Source organism: Pseudomonas sp. S8, from assembly GCF_050473925.1.
Taxonomy (GTDB): domain Bacteria; phylum Pseudomonadota; class Gammaproteobacteria; order Pseudomonadales; family Pseudomonadaceae; genus Aquipseudomonas; species Aquipseudomonas parakoreensis.
Genome location: NZ_JBFDVZ010000016.1, coordinates 2789342 through 2813894 on the forward strand (window position 1 = coordinate 2789342; position 24553 = coordinate 2813894).

At 58.5% G+C, this 24553-nt stretch carries 28 protein-coding genes; 16 read left to right on the plus strand and 12 right to left on the minus strand.

Features of this window, described 5'->3' with window-relative positions:
• Positions 1-474 precede the first annotated feature (474 nt).
• Together AB1J88_RS13645 and AB1J88_RS13650 are read left to right on the plus strand one after the other, a co-directional pair.
• Entirely contained in the window at positions 475-2529 is a 2055-nt protein-coding gene (locus AB1J88_RS13645) for a S9 family peptidase (protein WP_430291264.1), read from the plus strand.
• 275 nt (positions 2530-2804) lie between these two features.
• Positions 2805-3278, plus strand: coding sequence for a cyclic nucleotide-binding domain-containing protein (locus AB1J88_RS13650; RefSeq protein ID WP_041070525.1), 474 nt, complete (start codon positions 2805-2807; stop codon positions 3276-3278).
• On the opposite strand, the gene AB1J88_RS13655 is transcribed toward AB1J88_RS13650, so the two are convergent.
• Positions 3275-3559, minus strand: a complete 285-nt coding sequence (locus AB1J88_RS13655) for a hypothetical protein (protein ID WP_041070325.1) — start codon at positions 3557-3559, stop codon at positions 3275-3277. The two genes, AB1J88_RS13650 and AB1J88_RS13655, sit on opposite strands and share 4 nt — an antisense overlap.
• An 81-nt stretch (positions 3560-3640) precedes the next feature.
• On the opposite strand from AB1J88_RS13655, the gene AB1J88_RS13660 reads away from it, so the two are divergent.
• From AB1J88_RS13660 to AB1J88_RS13675, 4 genes are all read left to right on the plus strand, one after another.
• Entirely contained in the window at positions 3641-4327 is a 687-nt protein-coding gene (locus AB1J88_RS13660) for a spermidine synthase (RefSeq protein WP_430291265.1), read from the plus strand.
• Between the two features lie 49 nt (positions 4328-4376).
• Positions 4377-4748 carry a YajD family HNH nuclease gene (locus AB1J88_RS13665; protein WP_003222612.1) on the plus strand — a complete coding sequence of 124 codons (372 nt, stop codon included), beginning with the start codon at positions 4377-4379 and terminating at the stop codon, positions 4746-4748.
• 205 nt (positions 4749-4953) lie between these two features.
• Positions 4954-5424: an RNA methyltransferase gene (locus AB1J88_RS13670; protein ID WP_007911337.1), complete on the plus strand. Its 471-nt coding sequence runs from the start codon at positions 4954-4956 to the stop codon at positions 5422-5424.
• Between the two features lie 82 nt (positions 5425-5506).
• The gene (locus tag AB1J88_RS13675; RefSeq protein ID WP_430291266.1) at positions 5507-5884 is read left to right on the plus strand and encodes a YgaP family membrane protein; all 378 of its coding nucleotides are present in this window, start codon (positions 5507-5509) and stop codon (positions 5882-5884) included.
• An 87-nt stretch (positions 5885-5971) separates the two neighbouring features.
• Here AB1J88_RS13675 and AB1J88_RS13680 read toward each other — a convergent pair whose 3' ends face one another.
• Entirely contained in the window at positions 5972-7201 is a 1230-nt protein-coding gene (locus tag AB1J88_RS13680; protein WP_430291267.1) for a hypothetical protein, read from the minus strand.
• A 36-nt stretch (positions 7202-7237) separates the two neighbouring features.
• On the minus strand, positions 7238-7687 hold the full coding sequence (locus tag AB1J88_RS13685) for a YcgN family cysteine cluster protein (RefSeq protein WP_027614519.1): 450 nt from the start codon (positions 7685-7687) through the stop codon (positions 7238-7240).
• 165 nt (positions 7688-7852) lie between these two features.
• Between AB1J88_RS13685 and AB1J88_RS13690 the strand changes: the two genes are divergently transcribed.
• Positions 7853-8446: a nitroreductase family protein gene (locus AB1J88_RS13690; protein ID WP_047292309.1), complete on the plus strand. Its 594-nt coding sequence runs from the start codon at positions 7853-7855 to the stop codon at positions 8444-8446.
• Between the two features lie 81 nt (positions 8447-8527).
• Here the strand turns inward: AB1J88_RS13690 and AB1J88_RS13695 are convergent, their stop codons facing one another.
• The 3 genes from AB1J88_RS13695 to rnd form a co-directional block, all read right to left on the minus strand.
• The gene (locus AB1J88_RS13695; RefSeq protein WP_430291268.1) at positions 8528-9460 is read right to left on the minus strand and encodes a D-2-hydroxyacid dehydrogenase; all 933 of its coding nucleotides are present in this window, start codon (positions 9458-9460) and stop codon (positions 8528-8530) included.
• 118 nt (positions 9461-9578) lie between these two features.
• Positions 9579-9872 carry a YcgL domain-containing protein gene (locus AB1J88_RS13700; protein ID WP_003222599.1) on the minus strand — a complete coding sequence of 98 codons (294 nt, stop codon included), beginning with the start codon at positions 9870-9872 and terminating at the stop codon, positions 9579-9581.
• Complete coding sequence (rnd, locus tag AB1J88_RS13705; RefSeq protein WP_041070344.1) at positions 9869-11002, minus strand: ribonuclease D; 1134 nt, start codon at positions 11000-11002, stop codon at positions 9869-9871. Before rnd ends, AB1J88_RS13700 begins: the two co-directional genes overlap by 4 nt.
• Positions 11003-11271: 269 nt before the next feature.
• Here rnd and AB1J88_RS13710 point away from each other — a divergent pair, with 269 nt between their 5' ends.
• On the plus strand, positions 11272-12453 hold the full coding sequence (locus AB1J88_RS13710) for a cyanate transporter (RefSeq protein WP_430291269.1): 1182 nt from the start codon (positions 11272-11274) through the stop codon (positions 12451-12453).
• 200 nt (positions 12454-12653) lie between these two features.
• The gene (locus AB1J88_RS13715) at positions 12654-13589 is read left to right on the plus strand and encodes a LysR substrate-binding domain-containing protein (RefSeq protein WP_430291270.1); all 936 of its coding nucleotides are present in this window, start codon (positions 12654-12656) and stop codon (positions 13587-13589) included.
• A gap of 3 nt (positions 13590-13592) precedes the next feature.
• Here the strand turns inward: AB1J88_RS13715 and AB1J88_RS13720 are convergent, their stop codons facing one another.
• From AB1J88_RS13720 to AB1J88_RS13745, 6 genes are all read right to left on the minus strand, one after another.
• The gene (locus AB1J88_RS13720) at positions 13593-13958 is read right to left on the minus strand and encodes a 5-carboxymethyl-2-hydroxymuconate Delta-isomerase (RefSeq protein WP_041070350.1); all 366 of its coding nucleotides are present in this window, start codon (positions 13956-13958) and stop codon (positions 13593-13595) included.
• A gap of 170 nt (positions 13959-14128) precedes the next feature.
• Entirely contained in the window at positions 14129-15049 is a 921-nt protein-coding gene (locus AB1J88_RS13725) for a LysR substrate-binding domain-containing protein (protein ID WP_041070352.1), read from the minus strand.
• Positions 15050-15137: 88 nt separating this feature from the next.
• Positions 15138-17222 (minus strand): DUF6311 domain-containing protein, encoded by a 2085-nt coding sequence (locus AB1J88_RS13730; RefSeq protein ID WP_430291271.1) that lies wholly within the window; start codon positions 17220-17222, stop codon positions 15138-15140.
• Positions 17219-17605 (minus strand): GtrA family protein, encoded by a 387-nt coding sequence (locus AB1J88_RS13735; RefSeq protein WP_430291272.1) that lies wholly within the window; start codon positions 17603-17605, stop codon positions 17219-17221. Before AB1J88_RS13735 ends, AB1J88_RS13730 begins: the two co-directional genes overlap by 4 nt.
• Positions 17602-18312, minus strand: coding sequence for a class I SAM-dependent methyltransferase (locus AB1J88_RS13740; protein ID WP_430291273.1), 711 nt, complete (start codon positions 18310-18312; stop codon positions 17602-17604). The genes AB1J88_RS13735 and AB1J88_RS13740 overlap by 4 nt, the downstream gene beginning before the upstream one ends.
• A 3-nt stretch (positions 18313-18315) precedes the next feature.
• Positions 18316-19281: a glycosyltransferase family 2 protein gene (locus AB1J88_RS13745; RefSeq protein WP_108181958.1), complete on the minus strand. Its 966-nt coding sequence runs from the start codon at positions 19279-19281 to the stop codon at positions 18316-18318.
• 276 nt (positions 19282-19557) lie between these two features.
• On the opposite strand from AB1J88_RS13745, the gene AB1J88_RS13750 reads away from it, so the two are divergent.
• From AB1J88_RS13750 to AB1J88_RS13780, 7 genes are all read left to right on the plus strand, one after another.
• On the plus strand, positions 19558-19749 hold the full coding sequence (locus tag AB1J88_RS13750) for a YegP family protein (protein ID WP_041070360.1): 192 nt from the start codon (positions 19558-19560) through the stop codon (positions 19747-19749).
• A 586-nt stretch (positions 19750-20335) separates the two neighbouring features.
• Positions 20336-21028 carry a WbqC family protein gene (locus AB1J88_RS13755; RefSeq protein ID WP_222016017.1) on the plus strand — a complete coding sequence of 231 codons (693 nt, stop codon included), beginning with the start codon at positions 20336-20338 and terminating at the stop codon, positions 21026-21028.
• Positions 21028-21957, plus strand: coding sequence for a glycosyltransferase family 2 protein (locus AB1J88_RS13760; protein WP_430291274.1), 930 nt, complete (start codon positions 21028-21030; stop codon positions 21955-21957). The genes AB1J88_RS13755 and AB1J88_RS13760 overlap by 1 nt, the downstream gene beginning before the upstream one ends.
• Positions 21938-22570 (plus strand): class I SAM-dependent methyltransferase, encoded by a 633-nt coding sequence (locus AB1J88_RS13765; RefSeq protein ID WP_222016021.1) that lies wholly within the window; start codon positions 21938-21940, stop codon positions 22568-22570. The genes AB1J88_RS13760 and AB1J88_RS13765 overlap by 20 nt, the downstream gene beginning before the upstream one ends.
• Positions 22570-23235 (plus strand): acetyltransferase, encoded by a 666-nt coding sequence (locus tag AB1J88_RS13770; protein WP_222016023.1) that lies wholly within the window; start codon positions 22570-22572, stop codon positions 23233-23235. The genes AB1J88_RS13765 and AB1J88_RS13770 overlap by 1 nt, the downstream gene beginning before the upstream one ends.
• A complete protein-coding gene (locus AB1J88_RS13775; protein WP_222016025.1) occupies positions 23232-24155 on the plus strand; it encodes a hypothetical protein in 924 nt (307 codons plus the stop codon). Before AB1J88_RS13770 ends, AB1J88_RS13775 begins: the two co-directional genes overlap by 4 nt.
• Complete coding sequence (locus AB1J88_RS13780; RefSeq protein ID WP_222016028.1) at positions 24155-24529, plus strand: EamA family transporter; 375 nt, start codon at positions 24155-24157, stop codon at positions 24527-24529. The genes AB1J88_RS13775 and AB1J88_RS13780 overlap by 1 nt, the downstream gene beginning before the upstream one ends.
• Positions 24530-24553 lie beyond the last annotated feature (24 nt).

The window sequence follows — 24553 nt, forward strand, 5'->3', positions numbered from 1 at the left end:
GGGTGAGGTTCTGTGAGAACCGAAGATTGAAGATGCATTCGAGAAAGAAAAGATCCTTTCCCAGTCGATTGTGTCGAATGCTGATCGACTGTGGGCATGCCCCGCCGCAACGGTAAGTCCTTGAAGGCAGTGGACTTCTTTGATGGATTTTTATTCCGGAGATTGGGTACTCCAGCCTTGGCTGTAATCAAACAGCCCTTCAAGATGACCATCCACCTCGAAGTCTTGAAGACACGCTACGCGTGTCGCACAGAGGCGCTTATAGTAACGACTTTTCGCCTGTCAGGCTTGTCCCAATGCCAGACGGCCAACAGCAAACCCTGTGGGAGCGAGCTTGCTCGCGCAAGCGTCGGGTCAGTGAAACAAATGTCATCTGACAGGACGCCTTCGCGAGCAAGCTCGCTCCCACAGGAGAGTGCGATGGTTTCAAGAGCTGCGAAAACCATTATTCCGAATATTGTCCGAGAGCCTTCCATGCCCGAATCCGCCCACGTCATCCGCGCCCCGATCGCCCACAAGGCTGCCGGTGCCGACCCGTATGCCTGGCTGCAGGAACGCGACACCGACGCGGTGCTCGACTACCTCAAGGCTGAAAACGCCTATCAGGAAGCACAGACCGCCGATCAGGCCGCCCTGCGCGAAAGCCTGTTCGAAGAGATCAAGGGCCGGATCCTCGAAACCGACCTGTCCCTGCCCTCGCCGTGGGGGCCGTATCTGTATTACACGCGCACCACGGCGGGTGACGAATACGCCCGGCATTACCGCTGCCCGCGTCCGGCCGACGACAGCCTGACCCTCGACGAGAGCCGCGAGCAACTGCTGCTCGACCCCAACGTGCTGGCCAACGGCGGCTTTTTCTCGCTCGGCGCGTTCAGCATCAGCCCGGATCACCAGCGCCTGGCCTACAGCGTCGATGCTTCGGGCGACGAGATCTACACGCTGTTCGTCAAGGAACTGGCCAGCGACAAGATCAGCGAGCTGGAATTCCAGGACTGCGACGGCAGCATGACCTGGGCCAACGACAGCCTGACCTTGTTCTTCGGCGTGCTCGACGACACCCATCGCCCGCACAAGCTGTTTCGCTATCGCCTCGACGGCACCGCTGCCGAAGAAGTGTTCCATGAGCCGGACGGACGTTTCTTCCTGCATTGCTACCGCTCCAGTTCCGAGCAGCAATTGCTGCTGACCCTGGGCAGCAAGACCACCAGCGAAGTCTGGGCCCTGGACGCGCATCAGCCGCACCTGCCCTTCACTTGCCTGGCGCCCCGGGTCGAGGATCACGAATACGATGTCGACCACGGCGCGCTGGATGGCGTGTGGACCTGGTTCATCCGCACCAACCGTGACGGCATCAATTTCGCCCTGTATCAGGCGCCGGACACCGGTGTGGTACCGAGCGAAGCCGACTGGCAGAACCTGATCCCGCACAGCGACACAGTGATGCTCGACGGCGTGACGCTGAACACGGCGGCCATGACCCTGAGCCTGCGCGAAGGCGGTCTGCCGATCATCGAAGTTCATCCGCAAGGCCAGACGCCGTATCGCGTGCAATTACCGGACGCGGCTTACAGCCTCTATGTGCAGAACAGCCTGGAGTTCGAAAGCGACCGCATCCGTCTGCGCTACGAGGCATTGAACCGTCCGGCGCAGGTGCGGCAGTTACGGCTGGACAGCGGCGAACAAACCGTCCTGAAAGAAACCCCGGTGCTCGGCCCGTTCGACGCCGACGCCTACGTCAGCCAACGCCTGTGGGCCACCGCGCCGGACGGCACGCAGGTGCCGATCAGTCTGGTGATGAAACGCGAAATGGTCGGCAAACCGGTGCCGCTGTATCTGTATGGTTATGGCGCCTACGGCTCCAGCCTCGACCCGTGGTTCTCCCACGCGCGCCTGAGCCTGCTGGATCGCGGCATGGCGTTCGCCATCGCCCACGTGCGTGGCGGCGGTGAGCTGGGCGAAGCGTGGTACCGCGCCGGCAAACAGGAACACAAGCACAACACCTTCAGCGACTTTATTGCCTGCGCCGAATTTCTGATCCTCAACGGCATCACCACCGCTGAAAAACTGGCGATCAGCGGCGGCAGCGCTGGCGGCTTGTTGATTGGCGCAGTGCTGAACCAGCGCCCGGACCTGTTCGGCGTGGCGATTGCCGAAGTGCCGTTCGTCGACGTGCTCAACACCATGCTCGACCCCGATTTGCCGCTGACCGTCACCGAGTACGACGAGTGGGGCAACCCCGCAGAGCCGGACGTCTACGAGCGGATCAAAGCGTACGCGCCGTACGAAAACGTCACCGCGCAAGCTTACCCGGCAATGCTGGTGATCGCCGGCTACAACGACAGCCGCGTGCAGTACTGGGAAGCCGCCAAGTGGGTGGCGAAACTGCGCGCGACCAAGACCGACGACAACCTGCTGCTGCTCAAGACCGAACTCGGCGCCGGGCATGGCGGCATGAGCGGGCGTTATCAGGGATTACGTGACGTAGCGCTCGAATATGCATTTGTGTTCAAGGTTTTGGGCCTGGCCTGAGGAACTCCATCGGTCACTTGGGTCTTAACTCCAGACCCAAGAGGCCGATACACCACAGATCCCTGTAGGAACGAGCCTGTGTGGTGAGGGGATTTATCCCCGATGGGTGGCAAAGCCGCCCCAGATCTGCAATGCGATTCTTTCAGGCCGATCGCATTGGCGGATTTGCGACTGCTGCGCAGCCGATCGGGGATAAATCCCCTCACCACAGGCTCACTCCTACAAGGGTCCGTGTAGTGCCTGAAAACCGTGAAAACAATAAAGACCGCAACGACATGTCAGAACCGACCTTACTGAACAACGAAATCCGCGACTGGCTGATGGACTGTGGCCTGTTCGATCAATTGCAACTGGCGGACTTCGCCGCGGCCTCGGGCTACTTCAGCATCAGCACCGTGGCTGAAGGTGAAGCGATTTTCCGTGAGGGCGATGCCGGCAGTTTCATGTGCATCCTCCACACCGGTCAGGTCGCGGTGCAGAAAACTGGCCCTGACGGCCAGGTCATCACCATGGCCACCCTGCGCAGCGGTCGGGCGTTCGGCGAAATGGCCGTGCTCGATGGTGAGCGCCGTTCGGCGACCTGCGTCGCGGCGAGCAACTGCCAACTGCTCAACCTGGGCAAGGACTCACTGGAAAAGATGCTCAACGACGCGCCGAAGATCGCCGCCAAGATCATTCGCGCCCTCGCCGTGTCCCTTTCCAAACGCCTGCGCATGGCCGACGGTCAACTGGCGGCGCAACAGGTTTAACCGCCAGGGGATTTGGCCTTGGTGCTGTTCGGCTCGATGCCCGGCACCGGTTGATCCTTGCTCGGCGGGCTGGGCATTTCGATTGGCACCAGCGGCGGGCTGCCACTGCCGGCGCCGGCCTTCGGTGCGCTGATCGGGGTGATTTGCGGATACGGGGTCGGCGTGGCGGTACCCGGCGAGCCGGGTTGCGGCGTCGGGCTGACCGGAATGGTCTGCTGCGCCTGCACTGCAGTAATCGCGAGCGCGGCCAGGGCAATGGCCGTTAGAATGGTGCGCTTCATCAAGGGCTCCGTTTGGCCTCTAGTCTGCGCTCAGGCTACTCCCAACGGGCCTGCTTGCCTTCCCCCCTTGTAGAGATTTCCATGAAACGTTTCGTTCTGCTCGACACCACGCCGATCCCTGACAGCGGCGGCGCCCTGTGCCTGTTCGAGTATGGCGAGGATTTCGTCATCAAGATCCAGGGCGGCGACGGCGGGCAATTGATGAACACGCGCATGCACGGTTCGGAAGATGCGCTGGCCGAGATTCCTTGCCGCAAGGTGGCCGGACGGCCGAATTCACGGGTGCTGATTGGCGGTCTGGGCATGGGCTTCACCCTCGCCTCGGCACTCAAGCATCTGGGCAAGAGCGCCGAAGTGGTGGTCGCCGAGCTGGTGCCCGGCGTGGTCGAGTGGAACCGCGGCCCGCTCGGGGAAAAGTCCGGGCGCCCACTGCTCGATCCGCGCACGGTGATCCGCAAGGACGACGTCGCCAAGGTCCTGCAAAGCGAGCCGAACGGCTTCGACGCAATCATGCTCGACGTCGACAACGGTCCCGAAGGCCTGACCCAGAAGGCCAACAGCTGGCTGTATTCCGCCGCCGGTCTGAACGCCTGCGCCAAGGCCCTGCGGCCCAAGGGCGTGCTGGCGGTGTGGTCGGCCAGCGCTGACCGGCAGTTTTCCGACAAATTGAAGAAGGCCGGTTTCAAGGCCGAGGAAGTCCAGGTGTTCGCCCACGGCAACAAGGGCACCCGCCACACGATCTGGATTGCCGAGAAGCTCAAGGGCTGAGCTAAACTCTGCACATAACCGTCATTAGTCTTTTTACTAAGGTGAACCCATGAGTTCGTCCACCCCGACCAACACGTCGAAGCTCGATCGCATCCTTGCCGACAACCAGCGCGACAAGGAAATGGGCTACCGCGACAAGGCCCTGAAGATGTACCCGCACGTCTGCGGCCGCTGCGCCCGTGAGTTTTCCGGCAAGCGCCTGAGCGAACTGACCGTACACCACCGCGATCACAACCACGACAACAACCCGCAGGACGGCTCGAACTGGGAACTGTTGTGCCTGTATTGCCACGACAATGAGCACTCGCGCTACACCGACCAGCAGTATTTCGGCGACGGCTCGCTGAGCACACCAAAAATCGCCAAGGCCACGCATAACCCGTTTGCCGCCCTCGCCGGCCTGATGAAAAAAGAAGACTGATCTTCATTGCCATTACTGGCCCCATCGCTGGCAAGCCAGCTCCCACAATGATTTTGGTCGCTCACAAATTTTGTGAACACCCGAGATACCTGTGGGAGCTGGCTTGCCAGCGATGAGGCCAGACCAGACACCACAGATCTCGAATCTGCCCGCCCTCCCCCAATCCCCGTATAATCGCCCTCTTTTTCCCGAAGGCACCCCGCTCGTGGCAGACAAACGTTACAGCTGCATTGGTTTGTACAACCCCAAGTCACCGGAGAACGTCGGTTCGGTGATGCGCGCCGCAGGCTGTTACGGCGTGGCGTCGGTGTTCTACACCGGCAAGCGTTATGAACGCGCCGCCGACTTCGTCACCGACACCAAGCGTGTGCACTACGACATCCCGCTGATCGGCATCGACGACCTGAAAAAGATCCTCCCGCTCAACTGCGTCCCGGTCGCCGTGGAACTGGTCGAGGGCGCCCGCCCGCTGCCGGAATACACCCACCCGGATCGCGCGCTATACATCTTTGGCCCGGAAGACGGCTCGCTGGATAAAGAGATCCGCGACTGGTGCGAAGACGTTGTGTACATCCCGACCACCGGCTGCATGAATCTGGCAGCGACAGTCAACGTGGTGCTCTACGACCGCATGGCCAAAGGCCTGAACACCCGCTCGGGGCCGAAATTCCGCTGAAACGTCGCACATCCGATGGAACGAGCCGGGCGCTGCGGCAGTCAGCTTATCTATCTATTGCACATTGCCTGGGAGACAGATCATGACCGAACTCAAACGCGTCCAACGTATCGATTCCACCCCGTTCCAGAGCCCGACCGAGCAGAACGTCCAGGGCTGGGAGCGCATCGGCTCGCTGGCCGGTGGCGTGATCATGGTCGGCAAGGGCCTGCGCCGTGGCGGCGTGTTCGGTCTGATTCAAGTGGCGATTGGCGGCGTGGCGATGGCCCGTGGCATCACCGGGCACAGCTCGGTGAAGAGCCTGCTGGAAAAAAGCCGTCAGGACATGAACAACGTGCGTGCCAAGATCGAGCGCGCCGGTGAAGAACTGAGCCAGCTCAAGGCCATTGCCGAGGCGGCGACCAAGACCGCCACCGTTACCGGTGATGATTCGGTGAAATCACCGAAAGCCGGGGTTTAAAAGCAAAAGATCGCAGCCTGCGGCAGCTCCTACATGTGGAATGCGTTTCCCCTGTAGGAGCTGCCGCAGGCTGCGATCTTTTGATCTTTACTGGAGTAACACGGTATCGAGGACTTTGGAAGACTCACCCAGAACACTCTCGGCCAGTTGCAAAAACTCCTTGGTACTCACCGCCCCCAGATGCATCGCCCCGCGCAACACATCATCCAGCGAACGCTTGTTGCGCGTCTTCAAGCGAATCTCGCGATCCAGTTCCTGCAAGACAATGACCGCTTTTGCAAGCTGCGCCGCACTGATCTGCTCGCCGCGTAACGTCGTCACCTTCTGACTGTCCCGGGTCAATTTCGCCTGCAACGCCTGATAACGTTCATCGCTCATGCCCCCGGCACGCCGCACCAGTTCGATCGCGTAGTACTCGGCAAAGCCTTCACTGATCCAGTCACTGCGATGTTCATCGTTGATGCGCCCGAACACCTGCGCCAGCTCACGCACCAGCGCACTGCTGCCGCTCTCGCTGACCAGCGGCAAACGCGTATTCAGATAGATCGATTCATGTGCACCGAGGCTGCCGCGCCACATCGGGTCGTTGGCGCCGACAATCAGCAGTTTTTTCGGATGCCGGGGATAGACCGCTTGCACCTGCGGCCAGACGAACGTCAGCAGCGTCAGCACATCCATGCGGCGCATGCCCTGCCCTTGCGGCGAAGCCACGGTGACTTCGGTTTCGCCCAGGCGCGTGCGGCGGCTGCCGAGGTGACCGGCGAGCATCCAGCCGGTCGGGCGGTCGAACAGGCGTGAAGGGTTGTCGATGCGAAATGTGTTTTTGCCGATGCGCGGCCAGGCGGTTTCGACGCTTTGCCAGCCGTTGGGCAGTTCGAATTGCAGACGTGACACCAGCTCGACGCCATCCTGCTGATCGAGCCTGGCGGGCGGCACCAGATCATCACCGCGCAGCAGCGCCCAGGTCGGGGTCATGCGCGTGTCGAAGCTGCCGCTCTTGCGGCCGTGGCTGATGCTGACGCGATAAGTCAGGCTGGGCTTGTCGCCGCTCGGACGCCAGAGGCCCCGAGCATGCTTGCCCGGAGACAATTGCCACTGACCATCGGCCTTGAAGTCGCTGTAGTGGCTGCCATCGCCGAGGTCAAAATCGAGGCTGCGTACCGCTTCGCCCTTGGCCACGGTCAGGCGCACTTCGGCCTGATCGCTTTGCGGCAGCAGGCGAACGTGGTAATCCAGATCGACTTTCTTTGCCGCCCACACCGGTGCGCTTAGCGCCAGCAGGCCGATCAGCGATGCCCGCAGCAATCCCCCAGCCATACACACTCCTTGTTGAATCCTGGAAACCCTTGGTGCTTAACCGGCGCGGAAAATCAGGTGATCTTCCCAGTCGTCCTCCGGCACGCTGCCTTCGGCGAGCATGCGCCCGGACTGGGAAATCCGTTCGTGGTGCACGGCGTCACGATCGCCGCACACCAAGTGGTGCCACAGCGGCAGATCCTTGCCTTCACTGACCAGACGATAACCGCAAGTCGGCGGTAGCCATTTGAATTCTTCGGCCTGGCCAGGAGTGAGCTGGATACAGTCCGGGACAAACTTGATGCGATTCGGGTAGTCGCTGCACTGGCAGGTTTTCAGGTCCAGCAGTTTGCAGGCGATGCGCGTGTAATAGACGCTGTTGTCTTCTTCATCTTCGAGTTTCTGCAGGCAGCACAGACCGCAGCCGTCGCACAGCGATTCCCATTCCTCGTGATCCAGTTGCTCGAGGGTTTTGCGTTTCCAGAACGGTTCGACTTTGGCGGCCATGGCTCAAGCATCAACATCAGGTGGTGAAAAGGCCGCCAGTCTAGTGCCCAAGGCCCTGCGGGCCAAGCGCTGGCGACTGTCGGTAAATCGCGCTTGTCAGCCGAATCGCCGCCCAGTAGGGTTTTGCCACGAATTCATGACGCAAACACAGCAAGGAATCTTTTGATGAGTGCCAACCCTCGCGTTGCCGATTACGCCATTCACCCGCAGTTCACCGATCGCTGGTCGCCTCGTGCCTTCACCGGCGAAGCGATCCCGGAAGAAACCCTGCTGAGTTTTTTCGAAGCCGCACGCTGGGCGCCTTCGGCGTACAACTCGCAGCCGTGGCGTTTTCTGTATGCGCGTCGTGATACGCCGAACTGGGAGCGCTTCCTGGGGCTGCTGAATGAATTCAACCGCAGCTGGGCGCAACACGCGTCGGCGCTGGTGATCGTGATTTCGAAAACCACCTTCACCGCACCCGGTGCCAGCGAAGAGACCCCGGCGCTGTGGCACACCTTCGATACCGGCTCCGCTTGGGGCCACCTGGCGCTGCAGGCGAGCATCAGCGGCTGGCACACCCACGGCATGGCCGGTTTCGATCAGGAGCTGACCCGCAAGGAGCTGAATATTCCGCAAGGTTATGCGCTGCATGCGGCGGTCGCTGTCGGCAAGCTGGGTGACAAGGCGACCCTGGCCGAGTACCTGCAGGCCCGTGAAGAGCCGAGCCCGCGTCGTCCGCTGAGCGAGCTGGCGGCGGAAGGCAACTTCACCCTTTAAACGCAAAAGATCGCAGCCTTCGGCAGCTCCTACTGAGATCAATGCAGGAGCTGCCGAAGGCTGCGATCTTTTGATTACACCTCAGTAACCGCGGTTGAAATCCACTTCCCCGCGCAACGCTTCTCCCGCCTGATACGCCTTCAGATTCTCGACGAACAACTGCACCATCAACGCCGGCGACGTCGGCGCCGAGCTGTGTCCAGTCAGCAGCAGCCCCCAGGCAGTCCAGAACGGATGGCGTTGCGGCAACGGCTCCTGACGGCAAACGTCGATCACTGCACCGGCCAGATGCCCTTCCTTCAAGGCTTCCACCAGATCCGCATCCACCACCGCCACGCCGCGTCCGACGTTGATGAACAACCCGGTCGGCTTGAACTGCTTGAACAGCGCCGCATCGTAGATATCGTGGGTGTGCGCAGTGTTCGGCAGCAGGTTGACCACGTAATCGACCGCGCCCACCAGCCGTGGCAGATCGGCCATCGAACCAACTTCGATGAACGGCGCCTGCTCACGCGCGCTGCTGGCAATGCCGTACAACTCGACGCCAAACGGCAGCAGGAACTGCGCCACGCTCTGACCGATATTGCCGGTCCCGACGATCAGCACCTTGCGCCCGACCAGGCTCTGGCCGGTGCGGTTATCCCACTTGCGTTCGACCTGGCTGACCAGCCGCGCCAGCACTTCCCGTTCGTGACCGAGCATGTAGGTCAGTACGTATTCGGCCATCACCTGACCGAAGATCCCCACCGCGCGGGTCAGGCGGTAATCGCGGCGCAGACCATCAGCGAGCAGCGGCGTGATGCCGGCCCAGGTCGATTGCAGCCATTGCGGCTGGTGGCCCTGACGCAGCAGGGTCGCCAACAGATCCGGCTGCCCCAGCCACACCGGGCAATCGGCAGCCTGACGCGCCAGTTCGGCAGAGTCGCCACTGGTCAGGACTTCAAGTTCGGGGGCCATCTGGCGCAGCAGCCGGGCGTACACCGCGTGGTCGTGTTCAGCAATCAGAACGCGCATCTTCAAACCTTTCGCAAACCGTGCAGGCAACCGCCGAAAGAGCGGTGCTCCTTCGTGGCGGTCGTCGCCGTAAAATCAGTTCCAGGGTGGCAAGAGGCCCAGAACAGGGCCTCGCAGATCAGACCGGGTCGTTGCGTCGCAGCAACTCTTCGGGCAGGTGTTCGATGTACTCGTCCTCGGCCGGTGGCATCTGCAGGTGATAGCCCTGCTTGTCGAGGTTTTCCAGGACCACGGTGATGTCCTCGCGCGCCAGTGTGCGCTCGGGGGTCAGTACCAGGTCAAAGGAATGCTTCGCCTTGCCGAAGGCCGCCATCAGCGCCTCGGGCACGCGCTCAAGCGCATCGCTCTTGAGCACATAAAGATACATCCCGGGTTTCTTCGAACTTTGGTAAATGGAGCAAATACGTTTCAAGGCTGTTCTCCGGCGGTGGCCAGGCTGTCGAGCAGCTTCTGGCCCATGAGTTCGCGGCGCCAGCCACGCAGCGACTCAGGCAATTGATAAGGGCCCTCGGGGAAGCCGCTTTTAACCAGCGCTTCGAGGGTTTTCTTGCGCAGCATCAGTTCCGGCGCGATGCCCAGACGCTCGGCTTCGACCTGGCCGAGGGCGCGCAGTTGCTTGATCAGCGCAGCGGCTTCGACCGGCAATGGCTCCGGCACCGCCGGCGGCCATTGATCAGGCCCCACACTGCCAGAGCGCTTGATCAGATCAAGCAGAAACTGGCCGTCCTGACGCACGGTACGCGGGTGCATGTCTTCGATCTTGCCCAACGCCGCGAGGTTGTCCGGTTGCGTGCGGGCCAGCGGCCACAGCGAGTGTTCACGGACGATGCGGTTGCGCGGCAGATCACGGGCGCGGGCTTCTTTTTCACGCCAGGCGCACAACTCACGCAGCACCGCCAATTGCGCACGAGACAGTTTCCACGCCAGCTTGGCTTCGCGATAGACCTCGTACGGGTCGGTTTCACGGCGCAGGTTGGCTACCAGTTCGGCGCCGTCCTCCAGCACCCAGGCGAACTTATCGTCAGACAGTTTCGGCCGCAGTTGTACGAAAACTTCCGCCAGATGCACCGCGTCTTCGGCGGCGTAGCTGATCTGCGTGTCGGACAGCGGACGCTGTAACCAGTCGGAACGGGTTTCGCCCTTCGGCAGCTCGATACCGAGCACCTCCTGCACCAGCCGCGAATAGCCCATCGAGAACCCGAGGTTCAGATAGGCCGCGGCCAATTGAGTGTCGAACAACGGCGCCGGCAAGCTGCCGGTCAGACGCAACAGCACTTCGAGGTCTTCGCTGCAGGCGTGCAAGACTTTGAGCACCGCCGGGTTTTCCAGCAGCGCCGCCAGTGGTTGCCAGGCGTCGATGGTCAGCGGATCGATCAGGTAGGCGCGTTTGCCGTCACCGACCTGCAGCAAACCGGCAATCGGGTAGAAGGTGTCGACCCGCATGAATTCGGTGTCGAGGGCAACGAACGGCAGTTGCTGCCACTCGGCGCAAAGCTGCGCGAGGCTTTCGTTGTCGCGAATCCAGTGAATATCGATGGCCACACGGCTCTCCCTTGAAGAATGGCGCGCAGTATATATCGCCGCCGGCGTTTTACGCGCCTGCGCAGGACCAGAGCTGTAACGAAATATCCTGCCAGAGATAAAGAATAGTCTGACAGCGTGATCAACAAGATGAATCCGAACCTCACCCTGCGGCAGCTCCTACACGGGGAGAGTGATATTTAGTTTTTAAATAATGCTCGGGAAATCTGATTTGCCGATAAGTGCGCCGCACCGCCTAATCAGCGGCCTCCGCAATCCAGAGTCTGCCGATGGAAAACGTCCGCACCACCACCCGCCCCGCTGTCTGGCTGATGTTCGGGATCATCCTCGTCGCGCTGAATCTGCGCCCGTCCATGGCCGCCGTCGGTCCCTTGCTGTCGGCCATACGCGGCGACATTGCACTGAGTTTCAGCCTGGCTTCGCTGCTGACCATGCTGCCGGTGATGGCGATGGGACTGGCGATGTTTTTCGGTATTGGCATCAGTCGACGTTTGGGCGAGCAACGCGCGGTGATCCTGTCGCTGCTGATTATCGGACTGGCGACGCTGTCGCGGCTGTGGCTCGATTCGGCGCCGCCGTTGATTGGCAGCGCGGTGCTGGCGGGGATTGGCATTGCTTTGATTCAGGCGTTAATGCCGGCGCTGATCAAGTCACGCTTCCCCGATCATGTAGCGCTGTGCATGGGCCTGTATGTCACGTCGATCATGGGCGGCGCCGCCCTGGCCGCCTCACTCGCGCCGTCGGTGCTAGTACACACTGGCAGCTGGCGCACCGGACTGGCGATCTGGGCAGGACTGGCCTTGCTCGCGTTGCTGGTCTGGTGGACGCAGGCGCCCTCGTCATCCATCCAGAACACGGCTGCAGGAAAAGAATCCTTCGCACGTAATTCCCGTGCCTGGCTGCTCGCCATCTTCTTCGGCCTCGGCACGGCCTCCTACACCTGCGTACTCGCGTGGCTGGCGCCGTATTACGTGGAACAAGGCTGGAACGAACAGGATGCCGGGCTACTGTTGGGTTTTCTGACCGCCATGGAGGTCATTTCCGGGCTGCTGACGCCGGCCATCGCCAACCGCAGCCGTGATCGTCGCGCGGTCCTGGCAGCTTTACTGCTGCTGATCATTACAGGCTTCTGCGGGCTGGTCCTCAGTCCGCAACACCTCAGCCTGCTGTGGCCGTGCCTGTTGGGGCTGGGCATCGGCGGCTTGTTCCCGATGAGCCTGATCGTCTCACTCGATCACCTCGACAACCCGCAGCGCGCCGGCAGCCTGACCGCATTCGTGCAAGGTATCGGCTACTTGATCGCCGGGCTTTCGCCGCTGCTGGCCGGAATGATCCGCGACCGGCTCGGCAGCTTCGAATGGGCCTGGTGGTCGCTGACTGCGGTAATGATGGTGATGTTGCTGATCGTGCTGCGTTTCGACCCTCGGCAGTTCGCCCGACACATCCGTTGAAGCCAGATACCATCGCCGGGCTAGAGGCTTCTTGCCATCTTTTTGCGGTTTATCTGGCGACGTCGTGTTGCTAAAACTTTCTGTCCCACAACTGACATTGAATCGTCCTACAAGGCTTTGTCCTGGCACCATCGTTCCGTTACGATCATGCGCACACGTTTGCGCGGATTCAGCGCAAGGAGCACAGCGAGACGGAACGGATGCTGAACAGTAACTTGCTTCGAAAGCTCGACATGCAGGACCTCATGGTGTTTATCGCCGTGTATGAGCAAAGCAGCGTCACGGACGTCTCGGAGACGCTCTGCGTCAGCCAGTCCACTGTCAGCTACTGCCTGAAAAAATTGCGCACCAGTTTCGAAGACGATCTGTTCATCAACACCCGCACAGGCATGCGGCCCACCTACAAGGCCGGCACCATGTACGGCCATGTGCAGAAAATTCTCGAAAGCATCAACCTGTGCCACGCCGGTGCCCCGGCCTTCGACCCGACCCTCCAAGCGAAAACCTTCAACATCTGTGCGCCGGAATACTTCGAGCAACTGGTGTTGCCGCGCCTGTTGAAGCGTTTCGACTTCGACGATTTGCCGGTGGTGGTCAACATGCACAAGTTCGAGACCGATGTGCCCGCCGACGAACTGCGCGACGGCAGCCTCGATCTGGTCATCTGTTTCGGCCCCAACTTCCACCGCAGCCACACCGACCTCAAGTCGCGAATGCTGCTGGAAGACGATCTGGTCTGCGTCTTCGACAAACGCGCCACGCCGCTGGAACCGCGCCTGAGCCTGCAGGCCTTCACCGAGCGCCGACACGTGTTTCCGACACCGTGGACTTCCACCACCAACATGGTTGATGGCTGGCTGGCGCGCCAGGCGCAGAAACGGCAGATCGTCGCCCGCTCCAACAGCTACAGCGCGGCGCTGAAAATGATCACCGGCACCGACTTCATCCTCACCCTGCCCCGGCGCATCCAGCGTCTGCTGACCAACGACGCGGTGTTCAATCATTGCGAAGCGCCGAACGGCCTGCCGGGGTTCACCCTCGACATGCAATGGAGCCAGAACGCCGATCAGGACAGCGCCAACGTCTGGCTGCGCGAGCAGGTGATCAAGGTCTGCAGTGAGCTGGAAGCGGCCTGAGTCCTAAACGCCGATGGCGGTCTTGGTGTAGGAATCGCGGTCGATATCGAGCAACTCCACACAGAGCTGCACTTCAACCCCAGCCGGCCACTCGCACAGATCCTGCAGCACCGCCAACAGACTTTCCGAGAGCTGCTTCTTGATTTGCGGCGAACGACCGCTGAGCAGCGCCAGCTTCACGTGGACAAAGGCGCGTTCGCCCATGCCGGTGCCCACCTTGAAAGTCTCAACCTTCACCGCCCGGCTTTTGATATCAAACTCCGCCGCGAACTGACCGGACCCCACCAGCGTGTTGTTGAGCCGGATCAACGCCACATCCGCGTTCAATTGCGGCAGGTTGGCGGTGTATTCCATGTGCAGATGTGGCATGGGGTGCTCCAGTCAGTCGGCAGAAAGGTCGTACATATACCACAGCATTGCCCTGCTCCCGTGCGGGTTTTTGCCTGCTCGCGATGAGGACGTCTCAGTCAAATCAATATTGTCTGATACTGCGCTTTCGCGAGCAGGCTCGCTCCCACAGGGGAGATTTGTGGTGGAATTCAGGGCGCGGTCAGTGGCCGTTCGCTCATGAATGCCTCAAGCCGCGAACGCAGCCAGCGTTCGGCCGGATCGCTGTCGACATGGCTGAGCCAGACCATCGACAGATCCAGCATCGGGGTCTTGAACGGGAACGGTTCTTTGAACAATCGACCAGAAGCCGCCATGGCTTCGGCGGTGTAGTCCGGCAGGCTGGCGATCAGGTCGGTACCGGCGAGCAACGCCGGCAGCGCACTGTATTGCGGCACCGACAACACCACATGCCGGGTGCGACCGATTTCCGCCAGCCACTCATCGGCATAGCCGCTGATGTTCGCCGTGTGCGACACCAGTACGTGTGGGCGTGAACAGTATTCGTCGAGGGTCAGCGGTGAGTCCGAAGCATCGGCACGCAGGATGCTCGGCTGGATATGCCGCAGCAGCTTGCGTTTGGCATTGGCCGGCAAGCCACGGGTCTGGCTGATGCCGACGGTAATGTCGCCGGCAGCCAGCAGATCGGGAATGCGCCAGTAGTCGACGTGTTGCACCACGAACACCACGCTCGGCGCCTCCTGGCGCAATGCCCGCAACAGCGGCGGCAACAGGCCGAACTCGACATCATCGGACAGGCCGATCCGGAACGTCATGTTGCTCACGGCGGGGTCGAAGTCGTGGGTCAGGCTCAGCGCCACCGACAGCGAGTCGAGCGCCGGCGACAGATACCTGAACAACTCTTCGGCGCGGGCGGTCGGTTCCATGCGATGGCCGACGCGGATGAACAGCGGGTCATTGAACATCGCGCGCAAGCGATTGAGCGCCGAACTGATGGTCGGCTGGCCGAGAAACAGCTTCTCCGCCGCCCGGGTCACGTTGCGTTCGAGCATCAAGGTCTCGAACACCACCATCAGGTTGATGTCGGCCTTGCGTAGTTCATTTCGATTCATCCATTGCCCCCGATCCCCAGACTGCTGGCAGTGTATGAAGTCCTTGGGATCGGCGTCTATCAGACGATTGGCGGTTTGTTCGACAATTTCACTGCACCGTCAGGGTTTGCAATCCCAGCCCCATGACTCGCGCATCGTCATTGAAGCCGAGCTTTTTCGGGCTGACCGCATCTGGCAGATGCAGCTGGACATTCAGATACTCCTCGGCGACCTGCGCCGCGCTGAGCGGAATTTCCAGCCGATTGCCCTGCACCTGGGTCAGACGCGTCGACAACGCCTCGACGCCATTGATGCTGACGATCACCCGCTGACTGAGGTTCGGCGGCATGGCAAACGCCAGCGCCTCAATCACCAGCGCATGCGACCCGGGGGCCACGCGCAGCAGCAGTTGCGCATCCTGTCCGTCACTCCAGGTGCCCCAGGCTTCCGGTGTGGACCAGCCTTTGACCAGTTGTCGAGTACTGCGGTTGAACGTCTGCACCAGTCCCGGCTGGCTCAAGGGTATCGGCGACAGCGCTCGCCCCTGATCGACCATCGCCAGGCATTGATCACAGTGTTTCCAGCCAGGAGCCAGCACGACAAAGTCGTCGACCCGGGTCAACAGATCGCTGTCGCTGCGAATGCTTTTTACCGCCAGCATCAGCGCATCGTCATCAAGGATGTACAGCGAGTCGGGGTCGTACTGGCCACTGGCAAGTTGGCTTTGCGTCGTGCGCTGCAGCTTTTCCAGGGCTTGGGGGCTCGTACGCCCCAGGTAGGCGGCATCGGTTTTCAGCCCATGGGTGGCGGCGAAATCGGCAATCGCCTGCCACTGGTCCGGTTGATTTTTCGGCATCACGGCACGGATGCTCTTGTAGTGCGCCGCCGCACTGGCCCAGAACGGATCATGCATCGGGCTGGCCCAGGCCGACGCTTCGGGCAGCATTTTCGCTGCTCTCAAACCTGCCCAGGCAATCCGGGTGTCGGTGACTTGCACCATTAACGCCAGCGCCAGCAGCCCCATGGCGACTCGCGTTCGATAGCCGCGCACCACCAGATAAGTCAGCAATATCACGATGACGTAAAACACCGGCCAGAACATCCGACCCGAGGCACGAAAAATATTCGAAAGCTTCACCACAAACTTCGGTAACGGATAACTGAAAGTCTGCAGGCCGACGCCGATATGGTTCGACAGCGCGAACAAGGTCAACCCGATCAACGCCCAGAACAGCAACGGACGACGGCTCACCAGTGCCTTCAGCGAAATGCCGCTGCGGTACCCGCCAATCAAGGCCAAGGGCACCAGCAACAGCACGCCAAGCCCCAGATAATTGAAGCCTTCGTAATCGCCGCCGGCCGTGGGAATGTTAGTCAAAATGTAAGACCAACCGTCCGCATCCACCAGCGACAGCAGGTTCATTCGATAAAAGCCGAAACCACCGCTCACCGCGCCACCGGAAATACTGAAATAACCCGCCTGCCAACAGCACACGCTCACCAGTGCGAACAAACTGCCCAGCTCGATCAGGACCTGACGGCGGATCAGCTTGCCGCCCCGCAGCTTGCCAAGCAGATCAGCCACCCAGATCAGCGCCACCATCCCCAACAGGTAGGCATGCACCAGCGCTGTCGCGGCCAGCAACATGCCCCATGCCAGACGCCGCCGCTGCAGTGCCGGATGCAACGCCAGGTACAGCGCCGCAAGAATCAGAAAGTGCCCGGCCAGCGAAAGATGGCCACCGGTGCGCAGAAACATCGGCGGCGAAAAAACCAGCAGCCCGGTGCCGAGCAAGCGCAACACGGGATTGTCGGTGATCAGTCCGAGCAGCTTCCAGGCAAACCAGGCCTGCAGAACGAAACACAGCAACAACCACATGCCGAAGTACTGGAATGTTTCCGGCAGCCACGCACTGAACGGCTTGAACAGCAACGCCAGCAACGGATTGGAATCGGAAAAAATGATCGCACTGCCCAACTCCATTCCATAGAACGGATTCAGCCCGAGCGGAAAGGTCCAGGGCGAGTGGCGAAAGAACGCCCAGCCCAGGTAATGCGTCGCCGGGTCGCCGTCCTTGAGCCAGGCAATGTTTTGCGGATCAAGGGCACGCGGGCCGATCACCAGAAAAAACGCCAGCGCTCCCAGCAGGATTGGCAACAGCGCCAAGGCCGAATGCTTGTTCAAGCCTTTCATCGGTACGTCCAGAAATTGTGCAGCACAAAGGTGAACGCCGGAATGATCAGTGCCACGACACCGATGCCCAGCAAATAGTGCAGTCCAGCCAATTGCGCTGCCCACGCAACGAACATCGCCAGCAAGAACCCGCCGAAGGACACCAGCATGAACCGCACCAATGTTCTGCCATGCAGCCGCGCGGAGAAACTCCAGGTGGTGTTGATCACGTAGGACACCACCGTCGCCACAGCGAATGCCACACCGTTGGCCAACGGCGGATGCGGGGCCACGAAGTTGATGAACAGCACCGCCACCAGCGCATGCAGAGCGGTGACGAACAGCCCGGTCACGGCAAAGCGCAAGCCGCGCTGGATCAACGCCGATCTATCGGCTGAAGTCACGGTTTGCACGCCAGCACAAACACGCTCAGACCGGCCAGACGGTTCATGCCCATCAGCGGCAGTTCAAGGCGGCAGAGGGTCTTGAGCACGCCGTTGACCAACGGATGATGACGTTTGAGTTGAGACTGCGGCGCGGCGGCCTGCGGGCCTTGGGGCAGCAAACGCAAGACCGCCGCGATCGGAAACACCGCACCGAAAAAGTAGGCACCGCGCTGCACAGTCAAGCCGGCGTCACGGGCCAGGGTTTCAAACTGCGCCAGGGTGTAGCGGCGTTTGTGTTCGAGGAAGTCGTCATGCCCGCTCCACAGAAACTGAAACGCCGGCACGGTCATCAGAAAACGGCTGCCGGACGGCACTTTATCGACGTAAGCCTTGAGCAGGCCGAGGTCGTCGTCGACATGCTCCAGCACGTCCATCAGCAGCACCAGATCCGCGTCGACGGCGTCGATATCGCGGCGATAATGCACCGGTTTGCCGGCAGTGCTCGCATCGGAATCGGCGGGGTAACTGATGTCAACGCACCACGCCTCCTGCGCCGAGGTTTGGGTCAACAGATGATGCGAAAAAAAACCCGATCCGGCGCCCACGTCGAGAATCCGCGTGATCGGTGCCTCACCGAGCAGGTGACGCGTTGCCGCCGCTTTGGAGCAGTAATACCAATGCTCGCCAATGCTGTCGCCGAGGATGTCGGTTTCCTTGAGATCCATGTATCAGTCCTTGGGGTCATAGACGCGACGCACCAGAAAAACCGGCCGGCGTTTGGATTCGATGTAAGTGCGCCCCAGGTACTCGCCGAGTACGCCGATGCCGATCAACTGCAGGCCACCGAGGAACGTCACAGCCACCATCAACGAGGCATAACCGGGCATGTCGACGCCGTGGATCAGCGTGCGCACCACAATAAAAATGGCGAAGGCAAACGAGACCAGCGACACCGCCGCGCCGATGTAGGTCCAGATTCGCAGCGGTTCGGTACTGAAACTGGTGATGCCCTCCAGGGCAAAATTCCACAGCCGCCAGCCGTTGAACTTGCTCTGCCCGGCCACGCGTTCGGGCCGTTCGTAATCCACATGGGTGGTGCGAAACCCGACCCAGGCAAACAGGCCCTTCATGAAGCGCCGAGACTCGGGCAAGGTCAGCAAGGCGTCGACCACGCAACGGTCCATCAGGCGGAAATCACCGACGTTTTCCGGCAGCGGTTGCTCGGCGATCTTGTTGTGCAGGCGATAGAACCAGTGGGCGGAAGTCTGCTTGGCCCAGGTGTCGCTGCGGCGACTGATGCGGTGGCCGAGCACGACTTCATAGCCTTCGCGCCAGCGCTCGATCATTTGCAGAATGACTTCGGGCGGGTCCTGCAGGTCGGCATCGATGGGGACAACGATCTGCCCGGTGGCGATCTGGAGGCCAGCGGACAAGGCGGCCTCTTTGCCGAAGTTACGGCTCAGATCGACGATGCGCAGACGCGAGTCGTGCCGTTGCCGTTCCAGCAGCCCCTCAAGCGTGGCATCGGTACTGCCGTCATTGACGAACACCAGCTCCAGAGCAATCGAGGTCTGCTGCCGGAAGACTTCGTCGATGCGCAGAATGAACGCGTCGAGACTGTCCTCCTCATTAAAAACCGGGATAACCAGCGATAACGTGACCCGTGTGGCCTGTGCTGTTCCATGCTCAGTCAAGGGAATGCTCTTTTTATAGTGTTTGTCGGTCGTCGAAGCATTTTCGACGCCATGAGCCGTCCCGTATTAAGCAGTAGCGCCGTTAACCTTGCAAGGCGCAAATGGCGACATTCCGGCCAATCCAGACGCCATTGCGCACGCTCTAGCCCGCACTCCTCAGAAACATCTGCCAACGATTGGAAACAAATGCCCGATAGCGAAAAAAACTCGCTCCGCTAGGCTTGCGTCGATGCGACACACAGGTTGTCGCAAACACCATCGCAAGGAGCGAACTGAATGTATTTCGAGATCTACAGGCAATCCCGAGGCACCCCGAGCACCGGCAAAGGCCAATGGCGCTGGCGGCTGCGGGCGGGAAACCACGAGACGGTTGCCAGTGGCGAGTCCTATGTGAACAAAGCTGACTGTTTACATGTGATCGAGTTGATCAAGGGTGTGCAGAGCGATACGCCGGTGAAGGAAATCTGAATCAGAAACTCTGCCAGGTGCCCAAGAACAACAAGCCGAATGCAATAGACACGCAATGACAAGGCGGATAATTCCGACTATGACCGCCCGATCATGGGAATGGTCCAGCGCCTGCTGAACAGAAAGCCCCAGCCTTTTGCACTGGGGTTTTCTACAAAAAATGCCTTCAATACAATCAACATGTCGAACTGCTTATAGCCATAACAAGCTGAGTTTTACTGCAACGAAGTCACTTTCCCCACGACCCAACTTGCTTTCCAAATCCACTAGATAGTAGCGCCCCCCAGAGCGAGGCGTGCCCGGCTTCAACGCCCCTCGGGCAGGGTAGGACGACCTGCCCTGCCCGAGGTCGGAGAATGCATTCTGACTGCTCACGCCCTCCCTTCTCCAGCGATGCTCCAGGGAAAAAATCTCGACGAAAAGGGTGACGCCTCCTCCTTCGCGGATTAACATGCCTGCGTCAAGAAGTGGAGAAACAGCACTACCAATAGTTTGTTTTCTATTAACTTAAAAAAAGTCCATTCTTTATTATTTCACATCAGCCGAATCATTCAAGCAAGCCTCATCGAAACCAAGGAATGATACTTTGAAAAAAGTTGCGATACTCCAATCTAACTACATCCCTTGGAAAGGGTATTTTGACATGATCGCATCGGTAGATGAATTTATTCTATTTGACGACATGCAATATACGCGTCGTGACTGGCGAAACCGCAATCAGATCAAAACGCCTCAAGGTGTTCAGTGGCTAACAGTGCCCGTTCTGGTGAAAGGAAAATACCACCAGAAAATCAAGGACACTGAAATTGATGGAAACGAATGGGCCGCCATTCACTGGAGATCCCTGCTTCAAAACTACAGTCGTGCGCCCCACTTCCAGGAAATTGCCGAATGGCTTGAGCCACTATATCTGAGCAATTCCTACGCCACTATTTCCGAACTTAACCAGAACTTTATCCAGGCCATCTGCGATTACCTTAAAATAACAACCACGCTCACTCGCTCCTCCGACTACACGTTAATCGAAGGCAAAACCGAGCGTCTTGCCGACCTCTGTGCTCAGGCAGGAGGCACCGAATACATCTCCGGCCCGGCGGCCAGAAATTATATCGATGAACAGATTTTCGACACGCGAAATATAAAGCTCACTTGGTATGACTACGCTGGCTACCCGGAGTACCCACAGTTATGGGGAGAGTTCACCCATGGCGTTACGATTCTCGACTTATTATTTAACTGCGGGGAAAATTCCCATCGCCAGATGAGGCATGTTAATTGATGAAGCTCTCGATCGTCGCCACCCTTTATCAATCTGCGGCCTATATAGAAGAGTTTTATTCACGTGCCAGCGCTGCGGCAATAAGCCTTGCAGGGGAAGACTATGAAATCGTCTTGGTGAATGACGGTTCCCCCGACAACAGCCTTGACATTGCTATCTCTCTTACCGAGCGAGATCACCATGTTGTATTGGTTGACCTGTCACGTAATTTCGGTCATCACAAAGCAATGATGACTGGGTTGGCACACGCCAATGGAGAGAAAGTTTTCCTGATAGACAGCGATCTGGAGGAGGAGCCTGAATACTTGACCAGCTTTTCCGAGCAGCTTCAACAGCAATCCTGTGATGTGGTCTATGGCGTACAGGAGCAACGCAAGGGTGGTTGGTTCGAACGCTGGAGCGGCCGCTGGTTCTATCGCTTCTTTCAAGCGCTGACAGGGTTGGCACTGCCGGAAAACATCATCACCGCCAGACTGATGACTCGTCGCTATGTGGATGCCTTGCTACGCCATGAGGAGCGTGAAGTATTCATGGCAGGACTTTGGCATATCACCGGTTTTAACCAGCAAGCGCAAACGGTAAAAAAAGGCAACACCAGTCAAACGACTTATACCTTCAGACGAAAAATGTCTGTATTGGTTAACTCTGTGACTTCGTTCAGTAATGCCCCGCTGGTTGGCATCTTCTATATTGGCATTTCTATTTCTTTTTTTGCTGTCCTTTATATTGCTTATCTGATCCTTCATTGGCTAGTGCTGGCGACGCCGATGAGTGGCTGGACGTCAGTCATGGCGTCCATCTGGCTAATTGGCGGCATGGTCATCTCGTTTATTGGCGTCGTGGGCATCTATCTTTCGAAGATCTTTTCCGAGTCGAAACAGCGCCCCTACACCATCGTGAGGCAAATTTATGCAAAACGACAAGATTGAATTGCTCGACGAAGTAGCAAGTTACTACTCGAAAAAGCTCGCACTACATGGCGAAACCCCAAATGGAGTTGACTGGAACGGTGAACAGGGCCAGGCGCTTCGATTCGAACAACTGTGCAAAATAATCAATGATCCGCAGGCGTTCTCAATCGGTGATCTTGGCTGCGGATACGGCGCACTTGTTGACTACCTGAATAAACAATGCCACTCATTTTCGTACCTTGGCATCGACGTTTCCAGCGACATGATCAATGTCGCCAAACAACGCTATGCAAAAATGCAGGCAGCGCGATTCATTACCGCATCCGAACCTGACAGCCTGATGGACTATATTGTTGCCAGTGGGATCTTCAATGTTCGCTTGGGACGGTCCGACGCAGAGTGGCGGGCCTACCTTGAAAACACCTTGGATGTAATGGATAAAGCAAGTCGTTACGGCTTCGCCTTCAACTGCCTGACTTCATACTCCGACGAAGATAAAAAGCGCGACGACCTGTACTACTCCGACCCTTGCCTGTTATTTGATTTGTGCAAACGCCGCTATTCCCGACAGGTCGCCTTGCTCCATGACTATGGACTTTATGAATTCACCATTCTGGTAAGGAAGACGTGATGAAAAGAAAACTAGTAATATTTGGATCAGGCGATATTGCTCAACTGGCACATTTTTATTTCAGCACAGACTCCTCCTTTGAAGTAGTCGCCTTCACAGTCGACAGCGAGTATATTCAAGCTCCTACTTTTTGCGGGCTGCCAGTCGTTGCATTTGAAGATATTCTTTCCCGCTACCCAGTAGAAACCCATGACATGTTCATCGCCTTGAGCTACTCCAAACTCAACGCGGTGCGTAAAGAGAAATATCTGGCAGCCAAGGTGCTCGGCTATACTCTCGCCAATTACATCAGCAGTCGTGCAACTGTACTCAACGAGGGGCTTATCGGCGACAACTGTTTTATTCTTGAAGACAACACCCTCCAGCCTTTCGTGTCAATCGGCAATAACATCACGCTCTGGAGTGGCAACCATATCGGCCATCACTCCACGATCCAGGACCATACTTTTATCGCCTCGCATGTAGTAATTTCAGGCGGTGTTCATATTGGCGAGCAGTGTTTTATTGGTGTCAACGCAACACTGCGCGACCATATAAAGGTAGAGGACAAATGCGTGATAGGCGCAGGCACATTGCTCTTGGCAGACGCAGAGGCGGAAGGTGTATATATCGGTCAAGCCACCGAGCGCTCAAGAGTGCCAAGCAGTAAGTTGAGAAAATTATGAAACCGACATGGCGAAAACTCGGACGACTGTTTACCGTCGAAGGCGAAAACCGTCATCCGAAGTTGCTATCTCATGCAGCCAATCCGCTTCCGGTATTTTTGCACGATGATACTTTTAGAGTTTTTTTCAGCGGGAGGGATAGCCAAAATCGCTCCTCCGTCGGTGCCGTTGACATCGATATCGAACAGTTAAAAGTTGTCAAGGAACACCCTCTACCGTTTTTCGAGCATGGTCCAAAGGGAAGTTTCTATGCCGACGGCGTGAGCATCGGCAACTGCTACACGGTCGACGGCGTTCGGTACATGCTTTTCATGGGCTGGCAATCGTCCGGACAGCAACACTGGCGAGGGGATGTCGGCAGACTGATTGTCAACTCAGACGCCACACTGAGCATTGACCGCGATACTCCGTTCATGGGCATCGATGAGACCGATCCCATCAGCCTGTCCTATCCCTGGGTGGTCGAAAATCCCGATGGTGGCTTTGACATGTGGTATGGATCGACCAGAACCTGGGATTCCGGCAATGGTGAAATGATCCACATCATCAACTCGGCTCACTCCAATGACGGTGATAACTGGCACCGTAACGGCCTGGCAATCCCTTTTGAAGTGGGAGTCGCGCAGGCTTTTTCTCGCCCCACCATTGCAAAAAACCCTCTGGGCGGACTGGAAATGTGGTTTTCATATCGCAGTGGAAACGGCGAAAAGTATCGTATCGGATATGCAACTACTGATGCAGGCACTCAATGGCGACTCGCACTGAATGAAGTCAGCATTGACGCATCGTCGGAGGGCTGGGACTCCGAAATGATTGAGTACCCGTTTGTGTTCGATCACAAGGGAAAAAGATACATGTTGTATAACGGCAATGGCTACGGAAAATCCGGATTCGGGCTAGCTATTCTGGAGCGCAATTAATGGCTCGCCTGCTCGACTACCTTTATATATTCGCCACAATTATATTTACTGTGTACGGGCAACTAATGCTGAAATGGAGAATTTCACGCTTTGGCGCCTTGCCGGAAGATCTTTTCGGAAAACTCAAGTTCATGGTCCACTTACTAATGGACCCTGGTGTATTTTCCGGTTTTTTAGCGGGTTTCCTCGCATCCATCACCTGGATGGCTGCCATGTCGAAATTCGACTTGAGCCACGCCTACCCGTTCATGAGCATTAACTTTGTTGTCGTGCTTATTCTGGGGACATGGATTTTAAGCGAGCCCATGACTCTACAAAAAGTAATAGGGGTTTCTCTTATTGTCATAGGCACAGTGGTGGCTGCTCGTGGATGACACCCCACTGCCCCCTAATCAAGC